Source organism: Achromobacter sp. UMC71 (assembly GCF_014170305.1).
In the GTDB taxonomy this organism is placed as follows: Bacteria; Pseudomonadota; Gammaproteobacteria; order Burkholderiales; family Burkholderiaceae_B; genus Achromobacter.
In genome coordinates this window covers 104,735-120,198 of record NZ_LZZT01000047.1, presented here as the reverse complement: position 1 = coordinate 120,198, position 15,464 = coordinate 104,735, and the positions used below count along the sequence as shown (strand labels likewise).

At 68.5% G+C, this 15,464-nt stretch carries 12 protein-coding genes; 5 read left to right on the top strand and 7 right to left on the bottom strand.

Features of this window, described 5'->3' with window-relative positions:
• Positions 1-33: 33 nt before the first annotated feature.
• A complete protein-coding gene (locus tag A9974_RS23210) occupies positions 34-1,584 on the bottom strand; it encodes a sensor histidine kinase KdpD (RefSeq protein WP_183006557.1) in 1,551 nt (516 codons plus the stop codon).
• Positions 1,584-2,285, bottom strand: coding sequence for a response regulator (locus A9974_RS23205; RefSeq protein ID WP_025136814.1), 702 nt, complete (start codon positions 2,283-2,285; stop codon positions 1,584-1,586). Before A9974_RS23205 ends, A9974_RS23210 begins: the two co-directional genes overlap by 1 nt.
• Before the next feature lie 253 nt (positions 2,286-2,538).
• Between A9974_RS23205 and A9974_RS23200 the strand changes: the two genes are divergently transcribed.
• Together A9974_RS23200 and recQ are read left to right on the top strand one after the other, a co-directional pair.
• Positions 2,539-3,804, top strand: a complete 1,266-nt coding sequence (locus A9974_RS23200) for a fimbrial protein (protein ID WP_183006555.1) — start codon at positions 2,539-2,541, stop codon at positions 3,802-3,804.
• Positions 3,805-3,897: 93 nt separating this feature from the next.
• Complete coding sequence (gene recQ / locus A9974_RS23195) at positions 3,898-5,727, top strand: DNA helicase RecQ (protein ID WP_183006553.1); 1,830 nt, start codon at positions 3,898-3,900, stop codon at positions 5,725-5,727.
• A 53-nt stretch (positions 5,728-5,780) separates the two neighbouring features.
• Here the strand turns inward: recQ and A9974_RS23190 are convergent, their stop codons facing one another.
• The gene (locus tag A9974_RS23190) at positions 5,781-6,836 is read right to left on the bottom strand and encodes a cytochrome d ubiquinol oxidase subunit II (protein ID WP_183006551.1); all 1,056 of its coding nucleotides are present in this window, start codon (positions 6,834-6,836) and stop codon (positions 5,781-5,783) included.
• The gene (locus A9974_RS23185; protein ID WP_183006549.1) at positions 6,833-8,176 is read right to left on the bottom strand and encodes a cytochrome ubiquinol oxidase subunit I; all 1,344 of its coding nucleotides are present in this window, start codon (positions 8,174-8,176) and stop codon (positions 6,833-6,835) included. The genes A9974_RS23190 and A9974_RS23185 overlap by 4 nt, the downstream gene beginning before the upstream one ends.
• 137 nt (positions 8,177-8,313) lie before the next feature.
• On the opposite strand from A9974_RS23185, the gene A9974_RS23180 reads away from it, so the two are divergent.
• The gene (locus A9974_RS23180) at positions 8,314-10,080 is read left to right on the top strand and encodes a glutamine--tRNA ligase/YqeY domain fusion protein (RefSeq protein WP_183006548.1); all 1,767 of its coding nucleotides are present in this window, start codon (positions 8,314-8,316) and stop codon (positions 10,078-10,080) included.
• 262 nt (positions 10,081-10,342) lie between these two features.
• Here the strand turns inward: A9974_RS23180 and A9974_RS23175 are convergent, their stop codons facing one another.
• Genes A9974_RS23175 through A9974_RS23165 form a run of 3 tightly spaced genes read right to left on the bottom strand, consistent with a single transcriptional unit; the run spans position 10,343 to position 13,574 of the window.
• Positions 10,343-11,344, bottom strand: coding sequence for a tripartite tricarboxylate transporter substrate binding protein (locus tag A9974_RS23175; RefSeq protein ID WP_183006546.1), 1,002 nt, complete (start codon positions 11,342-11,344; stop codon positions 10,343-10,345).
• 47 nt (positions 11,345-11,391) lie between these two features.
• Positions 11,392-12,651, bottom strand: coding sequence for a CaiB/BaiF CoA-transferase family protein (locus tag A9974_RS23170; RefSeq protein ID WP_183006544.1), 1,260 nt, complete (start codon positions 12,649-12,651; stop codon positions 11,392-11,394).
• Positions 12,648-13,574 (bottom strand): hydroxymethylglutaryl-CoA lyase, encoded by a 927-nt coding sequence (locus A9974_RS23165; RefSeq protein WP_183006542.1) that lies wholly within the window; start codon positions 13,572-13,574, stop codon positions 12,648-12,650. Before A9974_RS23165 ends, A9974_RS23170 begins: the two co-directional genes overlap by 4 nt.
• A gap of 103 nt (positions 13,575-13,677) precedes the next feature.
• Here A9974_RS23165 and A9974_RS23160 point away from each other — a divergent pair, with 103 nt between their 5' ends.
• The gene (locus A9974_RS23160; protein ID WP_183006540.1) at positions 13,678-14,409 is read left to right on the top strand and encodes an IclR family transcriptional regulator; all 732 of its coding nucleotides are present in this window, start codon (positions 13,678-13,680) and stop codon (positions 14,407-14,409) included.
• A 90-nt stretch (positions 14,410-14,499) separates the two neighbouring features.
• Entirely contained in the window at positions 14,500-15,378 is an 879-nt protein-coding gene (gene minC / locus A9974_RS23155) for a septum site-determining protein MinC (RefSeq protein WP_183006538.1), read from the top strand.
• Positions 15,379-15,464 lie beyond the last annotated feature (86 nt).

Here is a 15,464-nt window from a genome sequence, read left to right as displayed (position 1 = left end):
TGCGCCGCAGCCCCCCAGGCGGGCGCGGCCGGGTTACGCGCCTTCCGCGACCGGCAGCTTGACCCGAACGCACAATCCGCCCGATTCGGCCTGCAACAGTTCCAATGAGCCGCCGTGGGCGCGGGCGATGGCCTCGGCCAGGGCCAGGCCCAGGCCCACGCTGCCGGTGCGGGTGCGGGCGTCGTCCAGCCGGCTGAAGGGCCGCAGCGCCTCCAGGCGCCGTTCGGGCACGATGCCGGGGCCGTGGTCCGATACATCCAGCACCGCGTAGCGGTCTTCGCGCCGCAAGCTGACATCGACCGGCGGCGCGCCGTGGTTCAGGGCATTACCGATCAGGTTGTCCAGCAGGCGGCCCAGCGCCACCGCGTCGCCCTGCACCACCAGCGCGGAATCGTCGCCGGCGGTCTTCAGGCGGATGTCGGTGCCGGCGCCGCGCCAGGCGTTGACGCGTTCGGTCAGCCAGTCGGGCAGCACCATCGAGGCATAGCGGTAGGCGGCGGGATCGGTGCCGCGCACGAAACCGATGAACTGGTCGACCATGTGCTGCATGTCCTGCAGGTCGGTGCGCAGCCCTTCCTTCAGGGCGGAATCGTCGGCCAATTCGATGCGCAGCCACATGCGCGACAGCGGACCCTTCAGGTCGTGAGGCAGGCCCGACAACAGGGTACGCCGTACGGAGTCGGATTCGGCCAGCGCATCCAGCATGGCATTAAAGCGCATTCCCAGAACGCGGGTCTCGTGCGGGCCGGAGGGTTCCACGCGCTGCGGCTGGCCAGCGGCCAGGCGGTCGGCAGCATCGGCCAGCCGGGTGATGGGCCGCGTGATGTGCCACGAGAAGCCCACGGCCAGCAGCAGCAACAGGCCCAGTCCGCCCAGCCAGGCCGCGATAAACGGCGTGGCTACCGGCGGGTCCAGGCGGTCCAGCGGAATGACCAGCCATTCGCGCAGGCGCGGCGCATCTTCGCTGGCCGGATTGGGCGCCAGCGAAATGAAGATCTCGGGCGTGGGGCCGCGCGACAGCGCCACCCGGGTGCCGTCGTTCAAGCGCTCGTTCAGCTGCTGCACCAGCGCCCGCAGGTCGCGGCGCACGTCGTCGGGTTCGGGCTTGTAGCGGCGCACGTGTTCTTCACGTTCGCGCTCGGCGCGCTGCGCGTCGTGGCCGTTTTCGACTTCGCGCTCGTCGACGCGCATGTCGGGCGGCGGGGGCGGCCCCTGGATCTGCGTCGAAGGCGGCGGGGGCGGCGGCGGCGGGCGCTGGGCGGAATGCGGCGGCGGCCGGCGGCCGTTGAAGCGCTGCAGCTTGGCCTCGGCGGGCAACACGCGCGACCACAGGCGCCACTGGTTCTGCGATGCCGCGCGCACGAAATCGGCGCGGTCTTCGGCGGGTACCTGGGACACGGCGGCGCGCAGGGTACGGATAGTGGTGGTGATGTAGCCGATGGCCACGTCTTCCATGAACTTATGGCGGAAGTAGGACACCGTCACCAGCGTGGCCGCTTGCGTCAGCAGGACGGACCCGAGGATCAGCAGGATGAGCCGGGCCCGCAGCGACCGCGGCACCAGAAAATCGGCAGACAGGCGCATCAGGGTGAAAACCGGTAGCCGATGCCCCAGACGGTCTGGATCCAGCGGGGTTGCTTGGGATCGTCTTCGATGACGCGCCGCAGGCGCAGGATGGCGATGTCGATGGCGCGGTCGTTGCGTTCGCCGGCATCATCGTCGCGCGCCAGCGCCAGCAGGCGTTCACGCGACAGCGGCTTGCCGGCGTTGCGCACCAACGCTTCCAGCAGGTTGATTTCACCGCCGGTCAGCTTGACCACGGTGCCCTCGCGCGACAACTGGCGGGTGGACGGGTCGAACAGGAACGGGCCGAAGGACACCGGCGCGTCCTTGGTCAGGGCCGAGGGGCCGCGCTTGCGCCGCAGCACCGCCTCGATGCGGGCCAAGAGTTCGCGCGGGTCGAAGGGTTTGCCGACGTAGTCGTCGGCGCCGGCCTCCAGGCCGATGATGCGGTCGACGGCCTCGTCGCGGGCGGTCAGCAGGATGACGGGGATGTCTTCGCCCTGCTCGCGCAGGCGGCGGCAGGCGTCGGCGCCGTCGCCGCCGGGCAGCATGCGGTCCAGCACCAGCAGGTCGGGGGCGTAGCGGGTAATGCGCGACGGCAGGTCGCTGGCGTCCGGCGCCAGCAGGGTGTCGTAGCCGTGCCGGTTGAGGTAGTCGGCCAGCAATTGCCGCAGGGCCGGGTCGTCGTCGACGACCAGCAGCTTGGTGTGGTGAGTGTCCATGGATGCCATAGTGGAGCCGTCCGCCTTCCGGAGCAAGGGGCAGGAAATCATCTGAAATATACCTGTTGCACGATGTTTGCCGCCGTTGGCGGCCAATTCGAGCAAGCGTGGCAGGTCCGCCGCAACTGGCCCTAAAATAGTCCCACTGTCCGCAGTCCCTGGTCCGGTTTACTAAAGATCGTTTACAGATGCGGCAGCGTCCCCTTTCTACACTGTCGTTATGGTCGCCCCTGCATTCTGGCGCAGACGGCTGTTGCACGCGGCGTTCACGGCTGGCTTGGCCTGCCCGTTGACCCCGGCGTTCGGCGGCCCATCCGCTGCCTCCTCTCCGACACCCGTCCCCGCCTACGTGGCCCGCGGCATCGGCGTCCTGTCGCCGGTACAGCCGGTACCGGTGCGGCCGGCGCCATCGATCGAATCGCGGGCAGTGCCGCTGGATCCCTCGCCTTGCGATCTGCAATCGGCCGAGCCCGCCCTGGACACCAGCGTCGCCGGGACCGCGTCCGATGCGGACGTGATACCGGGGACAGGCTCGACGCTCTCTGGCAGCAGCGACGGCGCACTGGGTTGCGCCCCCGCCGAGGCCGCCGCCCCCGATTTTCCTGAATACGCGCTGGGCCTGGAAAGCGGGGACATCCCCCGGGCGCCCGTGGTGGTGATGTCCGGCGTGTCGCGGCCCAGCCGCCCTTGGTTCGCCTCGGTCAGCGGGCAAGACGGCCTGCGCTACGGCGGCGACCGCAACTGGGTCTACCGCAACACCTCGGGCCCGACCGTCGCGGTGGGCAACATCAGCGCCAATGCCCCCGCCTGGGGCAGCAGCGCGCCGGTGGGCGGGCTGCAGATCTCCAACTGGCAAGGGTCAGGCGCCACCCTGCCCGAAGGCAGCTTCGGCTATTCGTCGTCGCTGGGCAAGCTGAACCGCATGGATCCGGGCGCCACGTCCGGGGCGGTGGACTACGGCGCGTCCGTGGGCACCGGCACCGTGCGCTATGGGCTGACGCCCGCGCTGACACTGGAAGGCCAGATGCAAAGCGCCCCGTCCCTGACCACCCGCGGCATGGGCACCACCTATGCCGCCGGCAGCTACGGCACCTTCCAGGCCGGCGCCACCCAGAGCTCGTTCGATGCCGCCAGCGCCTGGCGCTACCGCTTCGGCTACAACGTCGACGTGGCCGATGCGGTCAACCTGGGCTACACCAACGAGCAGATCGGGGCCGGCTTTGGCGACCTGTCCAGTTATACCGGCGGCGTAGCCGCGGCCCCGCAAACCCGCAACACCCTGTCGGCCGGCGTGCCGATCACCGGCTGGGGCACGCTCAGCGGCACCTATTCGGGGCTGCACGAGGGCTCGGCGCTGGCCGAGCAACGCGTGGGGCTGACCCACAGCATGTTCGTGGCGCCCAAGGTCAAGCTGGCGGTGGGGGCCGATCGCGACATCATTTCCGGCAATTACGAGTGGCGGGCCAACCTCAGCATGCCGGTGGATACGTTCATGCGCGGCACCTGGCTCAGCTGGTAACCGGCCCGCCGGGCGGACGGAAATATCCAGCTACGCCCGGGCGTCCGGATTTGCGGCTTAAAATCCCCGGCATGATGCTCACGGCCTACCCCCATGTCTGACGCGCGCGCCCTAGGTGTTCTGCAGCGCGTTTTCGGTTACGAATCCTTCCGCGGCGACCAAGAAGCCATTGTCCAGCAGGTCATCGACGGCGGCGACGCGCTGGTCCTGATGCCCACCGGCGGCGGCAAATCGCTCTGTTATCAGATCCCGTCCCTGGTGCGCGAAGGCACCGGCATCATCGTGTCTCCGCTGATCGCGCTGATGCAGGACCAGGTCGACGCCCTGACCGAACTGGGCGTGCGCGCCGCGTTCCTGAATTCAACCCAGGAATGGCGCGTGGCCCGCGATGTCGAGGAAGCCTTCGTGGCGGGCGAACTGGACATGCTTTATGTCGCCCCCGAACGCCTGCTGACCGACCGCTGCCTGCAATTGCTGGAGCGCGGCCGGGTCGCTCTCTTCGCCATCGACGAAGCCCACTGCGTGTCCCAGTGGGGTCACGACTTCCGGCCGGAATACCTGGGCCTGTCGATGCTGCACGAGCGCTGGCCCGACGTGCCGCGCATCGCGCTCACCGCCACCGCCACCGCCGAAACCCGCAACGAGATCGCCCAGCGCCTGTCGCTGAACGACGCGCATCACTTCGTTTCCAGTTTCGACCGCCCCAATATCCGCTACCGCATCGTCGAAAAGAACGAGGTGCGCAAGCAGTTGCTGGACATGATCCGCACCGAGCACGAGGGCGAATCCGGCGTGGTCTACGCCCTGTCGCGGGCGCGGGTCGAGGAAACCGCCGAATTCCTGTGCAACCAGGGCATCGACGCGATGCCTTATCACGCCGGGCTGAGCGCCCAGGTGCGCGCCGCCAATCAATCGCGTTTTCTGCGTGAAGACGGCGTGGTGATGGTGGCCACCATTGCGTTCGGCATGGGCATCGACAAGCCCGACGTGCGCTTCGTGGCCCACATCGACCTGCCCAAGTCGGTCGAGGGCTACTACCAGGAAACCGGCCGCGCCGGCCGCGACGGCCTGCCCGCCACGGCCTGGCTGGCCTACGGCCTGCAAGACGTGGTGCAGCAGCGCCGCATGATCGACGAGTCCCCCGGCGACGAATCCTATCGCCGCCGGCTGGGCCAGCAGCTCGATGCCATGCTGGGCCTGTGCGAAACGGTGGAATGCCGGCGCGTGCGGCTGCTGGCGTACTTCGGCCAGCAGATCACCGCCTGCGGCAACTGCGACGTCTGCCTGGATCCGCCCCAGGCCTGGGACGGCACCGTGGCCGCGCAAAAGGTGCTGTCGGCCGTGTACCGGCTCTGGAAAGAACGCGGCCAGCGCTACGGCGCCGGCCACATCATCGACATCCTGCGCGGCAAGGTCACCGACCGCACCCGGCAGCACGGCCACGAAACGCTAAGCGTGTTCGGCGTGGGCGAAGACCTGAGCGACACCGCCTGGCGCGGCGTGCTGCGCCAGTTGCTGGCGCAGGGCCTGCTGACGGTGGACAGCGAAGGTTTCGGCACCCTGGCCCTGACGGAAGGCAGCCGCGCGGTGCTCAAGGGCGAACGCCAGCTGATGCTGCGGCGCGAATCCGAAAAGAAGGCCCGTTCCAGCAAGAGCGGCGGCACCCGGACCAAGGCGGCCGCTGTGGACCTGCCGGCCGAGCTGCAACCGGTGTTCGAGGCGCTGCGCGCCTGGCGCGGCGAAGTCGCCAAGAGCCACGGCGTGCCCGCTTATGTCATTTTCCATGACGCCACGCTGCGGGAAATCGCATTAGCCCAACCGGAATCGATGGACGCCCTGAGCCACATCAGCGGCGTGGGCGCGCGCAAGCTGGAAGCCTACGGCGAAGAAATCCTGCAACGGGTAGCGCGGCCGGTGCTGTAAGGCTGCTGGCCTGACGCCAGACCGGGATTGCCCGGCCCAGGCGGCGCCCGCCGTCAGGGCGACGGCGGCGGCAGCAGCGGTACCGGCGCGCGCTCTTTGCCGAACACCGAGCGGTAGGCCAGGATGTTGAACACCAGCACCACCGGAATGCCCACCACCGCGCCCGCCATCACCAACCGCATCGAGCCCAGCGCGCCGGCGCCGTCCCACAGGGTCATGTCATCCAGGATCAGGTAGGGGAACAGACTGTAGGCCAGGCCGCTGAGCATCAGCAGGAACAGCGCCACGCACAGCACGAAGGGCAGCCAGTTGAAGCGGTCGGCGCGGCCCGGCAGGCGGGCCAGCAGCATTTCGGCCGCGACGAAACCGGCCAGCATCAGCACCCAGACCGTGGCCGCCAGGCTCAGGTGGGCGATGTTGCTCCATTTATAGAAGATGCCGGCGTTGGCCAGCCCCAGCGTGACCGCGATGGCGACCATGCCGACGGCGGTCCAGCGGATCGCGTGGCGCGCCCAGTTGGCGGCGCGGCGTTGCAGGTCGCCGTCGACGCGCATCACCAGCCACGACGCGCCCAGCAGCACGTAGGCAGCCACAGCGCACAGGCCCACGAACAAGGCGAACCAGCCGTAGCCCGCATCGGACTGGTAACCCGTGGCGATGCGGCCCAGCAGCATGCCCTGGCCGAACGCGGTCATGAGCGACCCGGCCCAGAAACCGAAGATCCAGCGCGGCTTGGCCTCGTTGCGGGCGCGGATGCGGAATTCGAACGCCACGCTGCGCAGCATCACGCCCAGCACCATGAAGGTGAGCGGCCCATAAAGCTTGCCCAGCACCGCGCCCCAGGCAAAGGGAAACGCCGACGCGAACAGGCCCATGCCCAGCAACAGCCAGAACTCGTTGGCGTCGCGCCAGGGGCTGAGCAGGCTCATCATGCGGCCACGCTCTTGCTCGGGCGCCAGTTGCAGCAGAATGCCCACGCCCAGGTCGAAACCGTCGAGCACCATGCCGGCGGCGATGACGACGAACAGCAGGCCCATGAACGCCAGCGGCATCCAGAAGGAAGGATCCTCGGGGCTGAGCCCTTGCGAGGCGGCCAGCATCGCGATCATGGCGTACCCCCGCTCAGTTTGCGCACCGGCACCACGCCGTAGCGCGCCGCGTGGAACAACATGCCGGCAAAGGCCGCCAGCAGCAACGCATACAGCAAGCCGTAGCCCAGCAAGCCATAGAGCACGGTGCTGGAGGACACGGCGCCCAGGATTTCGGATTGCGTGACGGTGCCGTTCACGGCAAAGGGCTGCAGGCCGATGATGGACACCCACCAGCCGGCCACGACGGCGATGCCGCCGGAGAACATCATGCCGCACAGCACGCGCTGCCACCAGGGCGGCAGAACGGCCACGTCCAGGCCGCGGCGCCAGGTCCACAGGAAGGTGATCCAGGATACGGCCAGCATCAACAGGCCCAGCCCGGCCGCCACCCGCAGCGACCAGAAGGTCAGCGCCACCGGCGGCAGCATGCCGGAATACTTGTCCAGCCCCTGGTAGGTGCCGTCTTCATTGCGGTGCAGCCACATGCCACCGGCGTTGCGCCAGGTCCAGTCGCCCACGTTGGTGTGGGCGCGGGCGTCCGGCCAGCCGAACACCACCAGGCGCGGCTCGGCGCCGCTTTCCCAGTAGCCGGCCGCCGCGGCGGCCTTGGCGGGCTGGTATTGAGCCACCATCTGCCCGGCGCCCGTAGCCACGGGTATCTGCAACACGGCGGCCAGCGCGGCGATGGCCAGGCCGGTCTTGAAGGTGCAGCGTTCACCGTCGTCCAGCGGGCGGCGCAGCGCCTGCATCGCGGTCACGCCCATCATCAGGAAGGCGGCGGCCAGCGCCGAGCCCACCACCACCACGGCCATGCGCCAGCCGACAGAGGGGTTGAGCACCACTGCCACCCAGTCGTAGACCTGGTAGCGGCCATCGACCAGCACGGCACCGTCGGGCGTCTGCATCCAGGATTGCAGGGCCAGCACCCAGAACAGCGCCACCAGCTGGCCCACCGCCACCATCAGCACCGCCAGGGTGTGGGCGCCGTCGGACACGCGGCGCTGGCCGAACAGCATGACGCCCAGGAAACACGACTTGAGGATGAAGACGGACAGGATGCCGTAGCCCAGCAGCGGCCCCGCGATATTGCCGATCTTGTCCATCAGGCCGGCCCACAGGCTGCCGATCTGGATCAGCACCGGCACGCAGGCCGCCAGGGTCAGCACGAAGGACAGCGCGAAAATGCGGACCCAGAAGCGGTAGGCGGCCGTCCAGCCGCCCTGACCGGACACGCGGGCGCGGATCTTGAAGAACAGCAGGACCCAGGCAAGCGCCAGGGCCACGGCAAGGAACAATGCCAGGAAGCTCAGGCTGGCCACGAATTGCGCACGGGCCAAAGATAGGGTGGAAATATCCATGATGGGCCGTAGTGTAGAGCCAGTTACATGACGATGGGGGACACTTTGAAACCGCTTGCGCAGCCCCGGAAAAGGGCCCGTCCCGGGAACGTGGCAAAATTGACGCTTTGTCGCTGCTTTTTCCTATTCTTTCAAGAATGACCTCCGCCACGACGCCGACTCCCGCCGCATCCAATTTCCTGCTCAACATCGTCGAAGACGACCTGCAAGCCAACCGCTTCCAGGGTAAGCGTTGGGCTGGCAAGCCTGGCCCGGCGGCCGTGCAACAGCAGGGCGAAGCCGATCCGGCCCGCATCCGCACGCGCTTCCCGCCGGAGCCCAACGGCTACCTGCACATCGGCCACGCCAAGAGCATCTGCGTGAACTTCGGGCTGGCCCGCGATTTCGGCGGCGTCTGTCACCTGCGCTTTGACGACACCAATCCCGAAAAGGAAGACCAGGAGTACGTCGACGCCATCATCGAAGCCGTGCACTGGCTGGGTTTCGACTGGAAGGCCGACGGCCGCGACAACCTGTATTTCGCCAGCGACTACTTCGGCTATATGTATGAGTTCGCCGAAGCGCTGGTCGAGGCCGGCCACGCCTACGTGGACGCACAGAGCCCCGACGAGATCCGCGCCAACCGCGGCACCCTGACCGAACCCGGCATCGACTCGCCCTGGCGCAACCGCCCGGCCGCCGAGTCCATCACGCTGCTGCGCGAAATGCGCGACGGCAAGCATCCGGACGGCAGCCTGGTGCTGCGCGCCAAGATCAACATGGCGTCGCCCAACATCAACTTGCGCGACCCGGTCATGTACCGTGTGCGCCATGCCACCCACCACCGCACGGGCAATCAGTGGTGCATCTACCCGATGTACAGCTGGGCGCACCCGGTGGAAGACGCGCTGGAAGGCATCACCCATAGCGTCTGCACGCTGGAGTTCGAAGACCAGCGCCCGTTCTACGACTGGATCCTGACGCGCCTGGCCGAGCTGGGCAAGCTGGCCCAGCCGCTGCCGCACCAGTACGAGTTCGCCCGCCTGAACCTGAGCTACGTGGTCACCAGCAAGCGCAAGCTGCTGCAGTTGGTGCGCGAAGGCCACGTGGACGGCTGGGACGATCCCCGCATGCCGACCATTTTCGGCCTGCGCCGCCGCGGCTATACGCCGGCCTCGATCCGCCTGTTCTGCGACCGCACGGCCGTGTCCAAGTCCGATTCGCGCATCGATTACAGCCTGCTGGAGCAGGCGGTGCGCGACGACCTGGACCCGATCGCTCCGCGTTCGGTAGCCGTGCTGGACCCGATCAAGCTGGTGATCACCAACTATCCGGAAGGCCAGACCGAGCTGTGCACGGCGCCGCGCAATCCGCATGACCCGGAAGCGGGCGTGCGTGAATTCCCGCTGTCGCGCGAGCTCTGGATCGAGCGTGACGATTTCCGCGAGGAAGCGCCCAAGAAGTATTTCCGCCTGTTCCCGGGCAACACGGTGCGCCTGAAGTACGGTTACGTGGTGCGCTGCACGGGCTTTACCAAGAACGAGGCCGGCGAAGTGGTCGAGGTACAGGCCGAGTACCTGCCGGAAACCAAGAGCGGCACGCCGGGCGCGGACAGCGTCAAGGTCAAGGGCAATATCACCTGGGTGAGCGTGGCGCATGCGGTGCCGGCGCAGATTCACCTGTATGACCGGTTGTTTGCGGATGCGCGGCCCGATGGCGGGGACAAGGATTTCCTGGCTTGCCTGAATCCGAACTCGAAGCAGACGGTGACCGCCTGGCTGGAACCGGGGACCGTGGCAACGCCAGGGGCGACCTGGCAGTTTGAGCGGTTGGGGTATTTCACGGCGGACTTGAAGGAGTCTTCCGTGGAGAAGCCGGTTTTGAATCGGGTGGTGACCCTCAGGGATTCTTGGGGACAGGCTTAAATCGCTGCCTGGATTTTTTTGAGAAAGGCGCCTCTTTATGAGCTGACCCCCGAAGGTTGGATCTACGTCCAACTTTCGGGGGTCAGTTCATTATGGGGCGTTTTTTTTATGGGTGGACTGGGGGCCGGGGAGTCGCAGCGTGCGACGGGCGCGGCCTGGGGGTTTGGTTTGGGCAGGGCCGCGCGGGCGGCCCTGCCGGGGCTTACGCACTGCGGTTCGTCGAAAGGGCGTGCGCTGCGCTTGCGGTGGACTCCCTGCCCGCTCAGTCCATCTTGATATTCGCGGCCTTGACGACGTCGGCCCATTTGGCGGTTTCGGATTTCATGTAGGCGTCGAAGTCGGCGGGGGTGCCGCCCAGGGGTTGGCTGCCTTCGGCTTCGAGGCGTTTGATCAGGTCGGGGTCTTTCAGGACGGTCTGTATGCGGGCGTTGAGTTGGGCAACGAGGTCGGGGGGCATGTTGGCGGGGCCGACCAGGCCGGTCCAGGCGGAGGCTTCGAAGCCGGGGTAGCCGGATTCGGCGACGGTGGGGACGTCAGGCAAGGCGGCCAGGCGGGCGTTGGAGGTGACGGCCAGGGCGCGCAGTTTGTGGGCGGCGAGCAGCGGGAAGGCGGTTTGAGGGGTGATGAAGTAGAGGTCGGTCTGGCCGCCGACGAGATCGGTGACGGCGGGGCCGGCGCCCTTGTAGGGGACGTGCAGGAATTCGATGCCGGCGCGGCGGGCGAGCATGACGCCGGACATGTGGCCGATGGTGCCGTTGCCGGCGGAGGCCAGGCGCAGGGACGAGGCGGGTTTTTGCTTGGCGTCGGCGATCAGGTCGGCCAGGGTCTTGTACGGCGAGTCGGCACGCACGACCAGGACCACGGGCTGGGCGGCGATCAGGCCGACCAGGGTGAAGTCCTTTTTCGGGTCGAAGGGCATCTTCGGGTAGAGCGCGGGGTTGATCGCCAGGTTGGCGGCCTGGCCCATGCCAACGGTGTAGCCGTCGGGCTGGGCGCGGGCCACATAGTCCATGCCGATGTTGCCGGTGGCGCCGGGCTTGTTCTGCACCACCAGGCTCCAGCCGGTGGCCAGGCCCAGGCGCTCGGCAAGCAGGCGGCTGACGACGTCGGTGCCGCCGCCCGGGGGCATGGGCACAACCAGGTTGATAGGCCGTTCGGGAAAGGCGGCAGCGGCCGGCGTGGCGGCGGCCAGGGTGGCGACGGCGACGACGGCCGTTGCGGCCGCGGCGAGGCAGCGCGGAAGAAGGCGCGGGAAGGGGTTCATGCGGTTGTCTCCAGAGATATTCATCGTTGCGCCCGGGGCGCGCGCGGTCAGTTCACAGGCCCTACGACGCCTGCTTCGGTCAGGGCCGCGATCTGCGTCGCGCTCAGCCCCAGGGTTTCCAGCAACTGGGCGCCCTGCGCGCCCAATGCCGGCGGATCGGTACGCACGCCCGGACGGCGGCCGCCCAGCGTGATGGGCAACAGCGGCACCTTGGCGTGCACGCCCTGCCCGCCGGTGGCCGCACCGCTGTCCGCCCCGTCTTGCGGCAAGGTGATGTCCGCCAGGCCGCCGGTGGCGGCCAGGTGCGGGTCGTCGAACAGGTCTTGCGGTTTGGCGATGGGCGCGTATGGCAGGCCCTGGGCCTCGAAGCGGGCGGCGATGCCGGCGGCGGGCAGCTGCGCCATGCGTTCGCGCAGCATCGGCATGAGCCACGCGCGGGCCTCGACGCGGTCGTTGTTGCCCGCCAGGCGCGCGTCCGCGGCCAGGTCGGCAAAGCCGAATGCGTCGCAGAACAGCTTCCATTGCGTATCGGACACCACCGCCAGGAAGATCTGCTCGCCGTCCTTGACGGTGAAGACGTCGTACACGGCCCAGGCCGAGATGCGGCTGGGCATGGGGGCGGCCGGCTTGCCGGTGACCGCGTACTGCATCATGTGATGGCCGACCAGGAAAACATTGTTCTCGAACAGCGCGCTTTGCACCTCCTGACCGCGGCCGGTGCGCGCGCGTTCGAGCAGCGCGGCCATCGCGCCCATGGCGCCGAACATGCCGCCCATGATGTCGTTGACCGCCGCGCCGGCACGCAGGGGGCGGCCTTCGGGACCCGTCATGTAGGCCAGGCCGCCCATCATCTGCACCACTTCATCGAGCGCGGTGCGGTGCTGGTAAGGACCGGGCAGAAAGCCCTTGTGCGAGACATAGATCAGCCGCTCGTTCAGCTTGGACAGCGTGGCGTAGTCCAGCCCCAGCCGGGCCATGGTGCCGGCCTTGAAGTTTTCGCTGACGATATCGGCGCTGGCGATCAGCTTGAGCACCAGCTCGATGCCCCGCGGGTCCTGCAGATTGACGGGCAGGCTTTTCTTGTTGCGGTTGAACATGGCGAAGAAACCCGCGCCCGAGCCCTTCAGGCGGCGCGTGTTGTCGCCCTGCACCGGCTCGATCTTGATGACCTCCGCGCCCAGGTCCGCCAGCATCATGCCGCAGGTGGGACCCATGACCATGTGGGTGAATTCGACCACCCGGATGCCGGCCAGCGGCAGAGGCGGTTCGGCGGCTTGCGCGGCGGCGGCGTGCGGTTGCGGATTCATGCGGCCTCCCGGGCATAGGTGAAGCCCTTGGGCAGGCCGGCGTCGGGCACGTGGCCGTACAGCGGCTCGCCGGGCAGCCCCTCGCGCAGCGCGGCGCGCGCGGCCAACAGGCCATCCATGTCGATACCGGTGTCCAGCCCCATCGATTCGAGCAGGAATACCAGGTCTTCGGTAACGATATTGCCGGTGGCGCCGGGCGCGTAGGGGCAGCCGCCCAGGCCGCCCTGGCTGGCGTCAAAGGTATCGACGTCCGCTTCCAGCGCGGCCACCACGTTGGCCAGGCCCTGCCCGCGCGTGTTGTGAAAGTGCGCGCCGCCGGCGCGCTCGCCCAGCTCGGCGCGCAGGGCCTTGAACAAGCGCTTGACCTGGGCCGGGTTGGCGCAGCCGGTGGTGTCGGACAGTCCCACTTCGTCCACGCCCAGTTGCGCCATGGCCGCGGCCAGGCGCAGCGTGTCGGCCTGCGGCACTTGGCCGGCCAGGGTGCAGCCGAAGGCGGTGGACAGGCCGGCTTCCAGTTTCACGCTGGGAAATTCAGCGTTGCGCAGGGCCACCACGGCCGCCACTTCGTCGCGCATCTGCGCGTGGGTCTTGCGCACATTGGCCAGGGAATGAGCCTCGCTGACCGACACCGGCAGCGTGACCTTGGCCGCGCCGGCCTCGAACGCGGCGCGGGCGCCGCGCAGGTTGGGCGCCAGGGCCGCCACCCCCAGGCCGGGCAGGCGCCGGGCGCCGGCCACCACTTCGGCGGCATCGGCCATCTGCGGCAGCAGCTTGGGCGGCACGAACGAGCCGACTTCGATCTCGCGCAGGCCGGCCGCGGCCAGCGCGGCGATCCAGCGCAGCTTGGCGGGCGTGGGCATGACGGCGGCGATGCTCTGCAACCCATCCCGGGGGCCGACCTCGCTGACTAGAATCTGGGGCATTGACTTTCTCCTTAGCGTTCTATAAGATAGAACGACGTTCTATAAATTATTCCCCATCCGGTTTCCGGGTGTCAACCCTGCCTGCCCGAAAGGCCGCCTTGCCATGCCCAGAAAAGCCAGCCAGCCCTCTGTTGCCGACCAGCACGCCGCCCCCGGCGGCGCCGCGGCGGTGGATCGCGCCCTGTCGGTGCTGTCCGCCTTTCGCGCCGGCGACCGGGCCCTGACCCTGGCCGAACTGGCCGAGCGCACCCAGCTCTACAAAAGCACCGTGCTGCGCCTGCTCGCCTCGCTGGAGCACGGCCGCCTGGTGCAACGCACCGCCGAGGGGCACTACGCCCTGGGGGCGGAAATCGCGCGGCTGCACTTTGTCTATGCAGCCTCGTTCTCGCTGGAAGCCGTGGTCATGCCTGTTCTGCAAGAATTGGCCCGCGCCACCCGCGAAAGCGCCGCGTTCCACGTGCGCCAGGGAGAACACCGCCTGTGCCTGTACCGGGTGGATTCGCCGCAACCCGTGCGCGACCACATCAGGGCCGGCGACCTGCTGCCCCTGGACCGGGGCGCGGGCGGCCGCGTGCTGACGGCGTTCTCGGGCGCGCCGGGCGAACCCTACGAATCCATCCGCCAGCGCGGCGTGGTGGTGCTGGAAGGCGATCGCATGCCCGAGCTGTCGGGCATCTCGGCGCCGGTCTTCAATGAAAGGGGGGAATTGGCCGGCGCGGTCACGCTGACCATGCCCACGCCCCGGCTGCAGCGCGGCCATGCGGCGCTGGTGGGGGCCGCTGCGGCCGACGCCAGCCGTAAATTGGGCGGTTTTTACCCTTGGCCGATCGATTGAACGGCCCCCGGGCGGGTTATCATCCCCGACATTCCGCAGCCGGTTGCACGCGCCCCTTTCAGGCGTCCAGAACCGCCAGCCCCACTCAAGATGAACACTGAATCCCTAGCCCTGGACTTCAAGAGCGCCACCCTGTATGCCATCCGGGTGGTCCTGCACAGCGCCGACCCCGAACGCCTGAACGCCGCGCTGGCCAAGCGCATGGCCGACGCGGGCAGCTTCTTCGAGAACGAGCCCGTGGTCATCGACGCCAGCCGCGTCGAGGAAAAAATCGATTGGACTGCCCTGGTGGCTGCCCTGCGCGGACATAACCTGCCCCCCATTGGCGTGGTCGCCGAAGGCGCCAACCTGGCCGCGGCCCGCGCGGCAGGCCTGACAGCCGTGGAACTGTCCACCCCCGCCGCCCGCGCGATGCCGGTGGTGGACACCGCTCCGCCGAACGACGTCGCCACGCCGGTGCCGTCGGTGCCGGCCGCCGCGGTCGAAATCGCGCCCGCCCCCACTTCCACGGAAGCGTCCGCCGACAAGGCTGCGGACCCGGCTGCGGGCAAGTCCGCTGCCGAGCCCCTGCCCGAACGCGCCGCCAGCAGCACCACGTCCGCGCCCAGCCCGACGCCGGCCGCGCCGCAATCGTCATCGGCCCTGGTCATCACCAAGCCGCTGCGTTCCGGCCAGCGCGTCTATGCGCGCCACACTGATCTGGTCGTGATCGGCATGGTCAGCCAAGGCGCCGAAGTCATTGCCGACGGCAACGTGCACGTGTATGGCCCGCTGCGCGGCAAGGCCATGGCCGGTGCGCGCGGCGATACGTCCGCGCGCATCTTCACCACCCACCTGGATGCGGAGCTGTTGGCCGTGGCCGGCGTGTACCGCGTGGTGGAAGACAAGCTCGACAAGTCGCTGCAGAACCAACCGGCGCTGGTGCGCCTGGACGGCGACACGCTGCGCATCGAGGCCCTGAAAGCTTAAGTGGCGAGCCCTGCGGCGCGCCGGCAGGCGAGTCGCGGGGCAAGCCCCCTTCCACGCCGCGCCCCGTTTCGCGGGCCCGCGGCAAC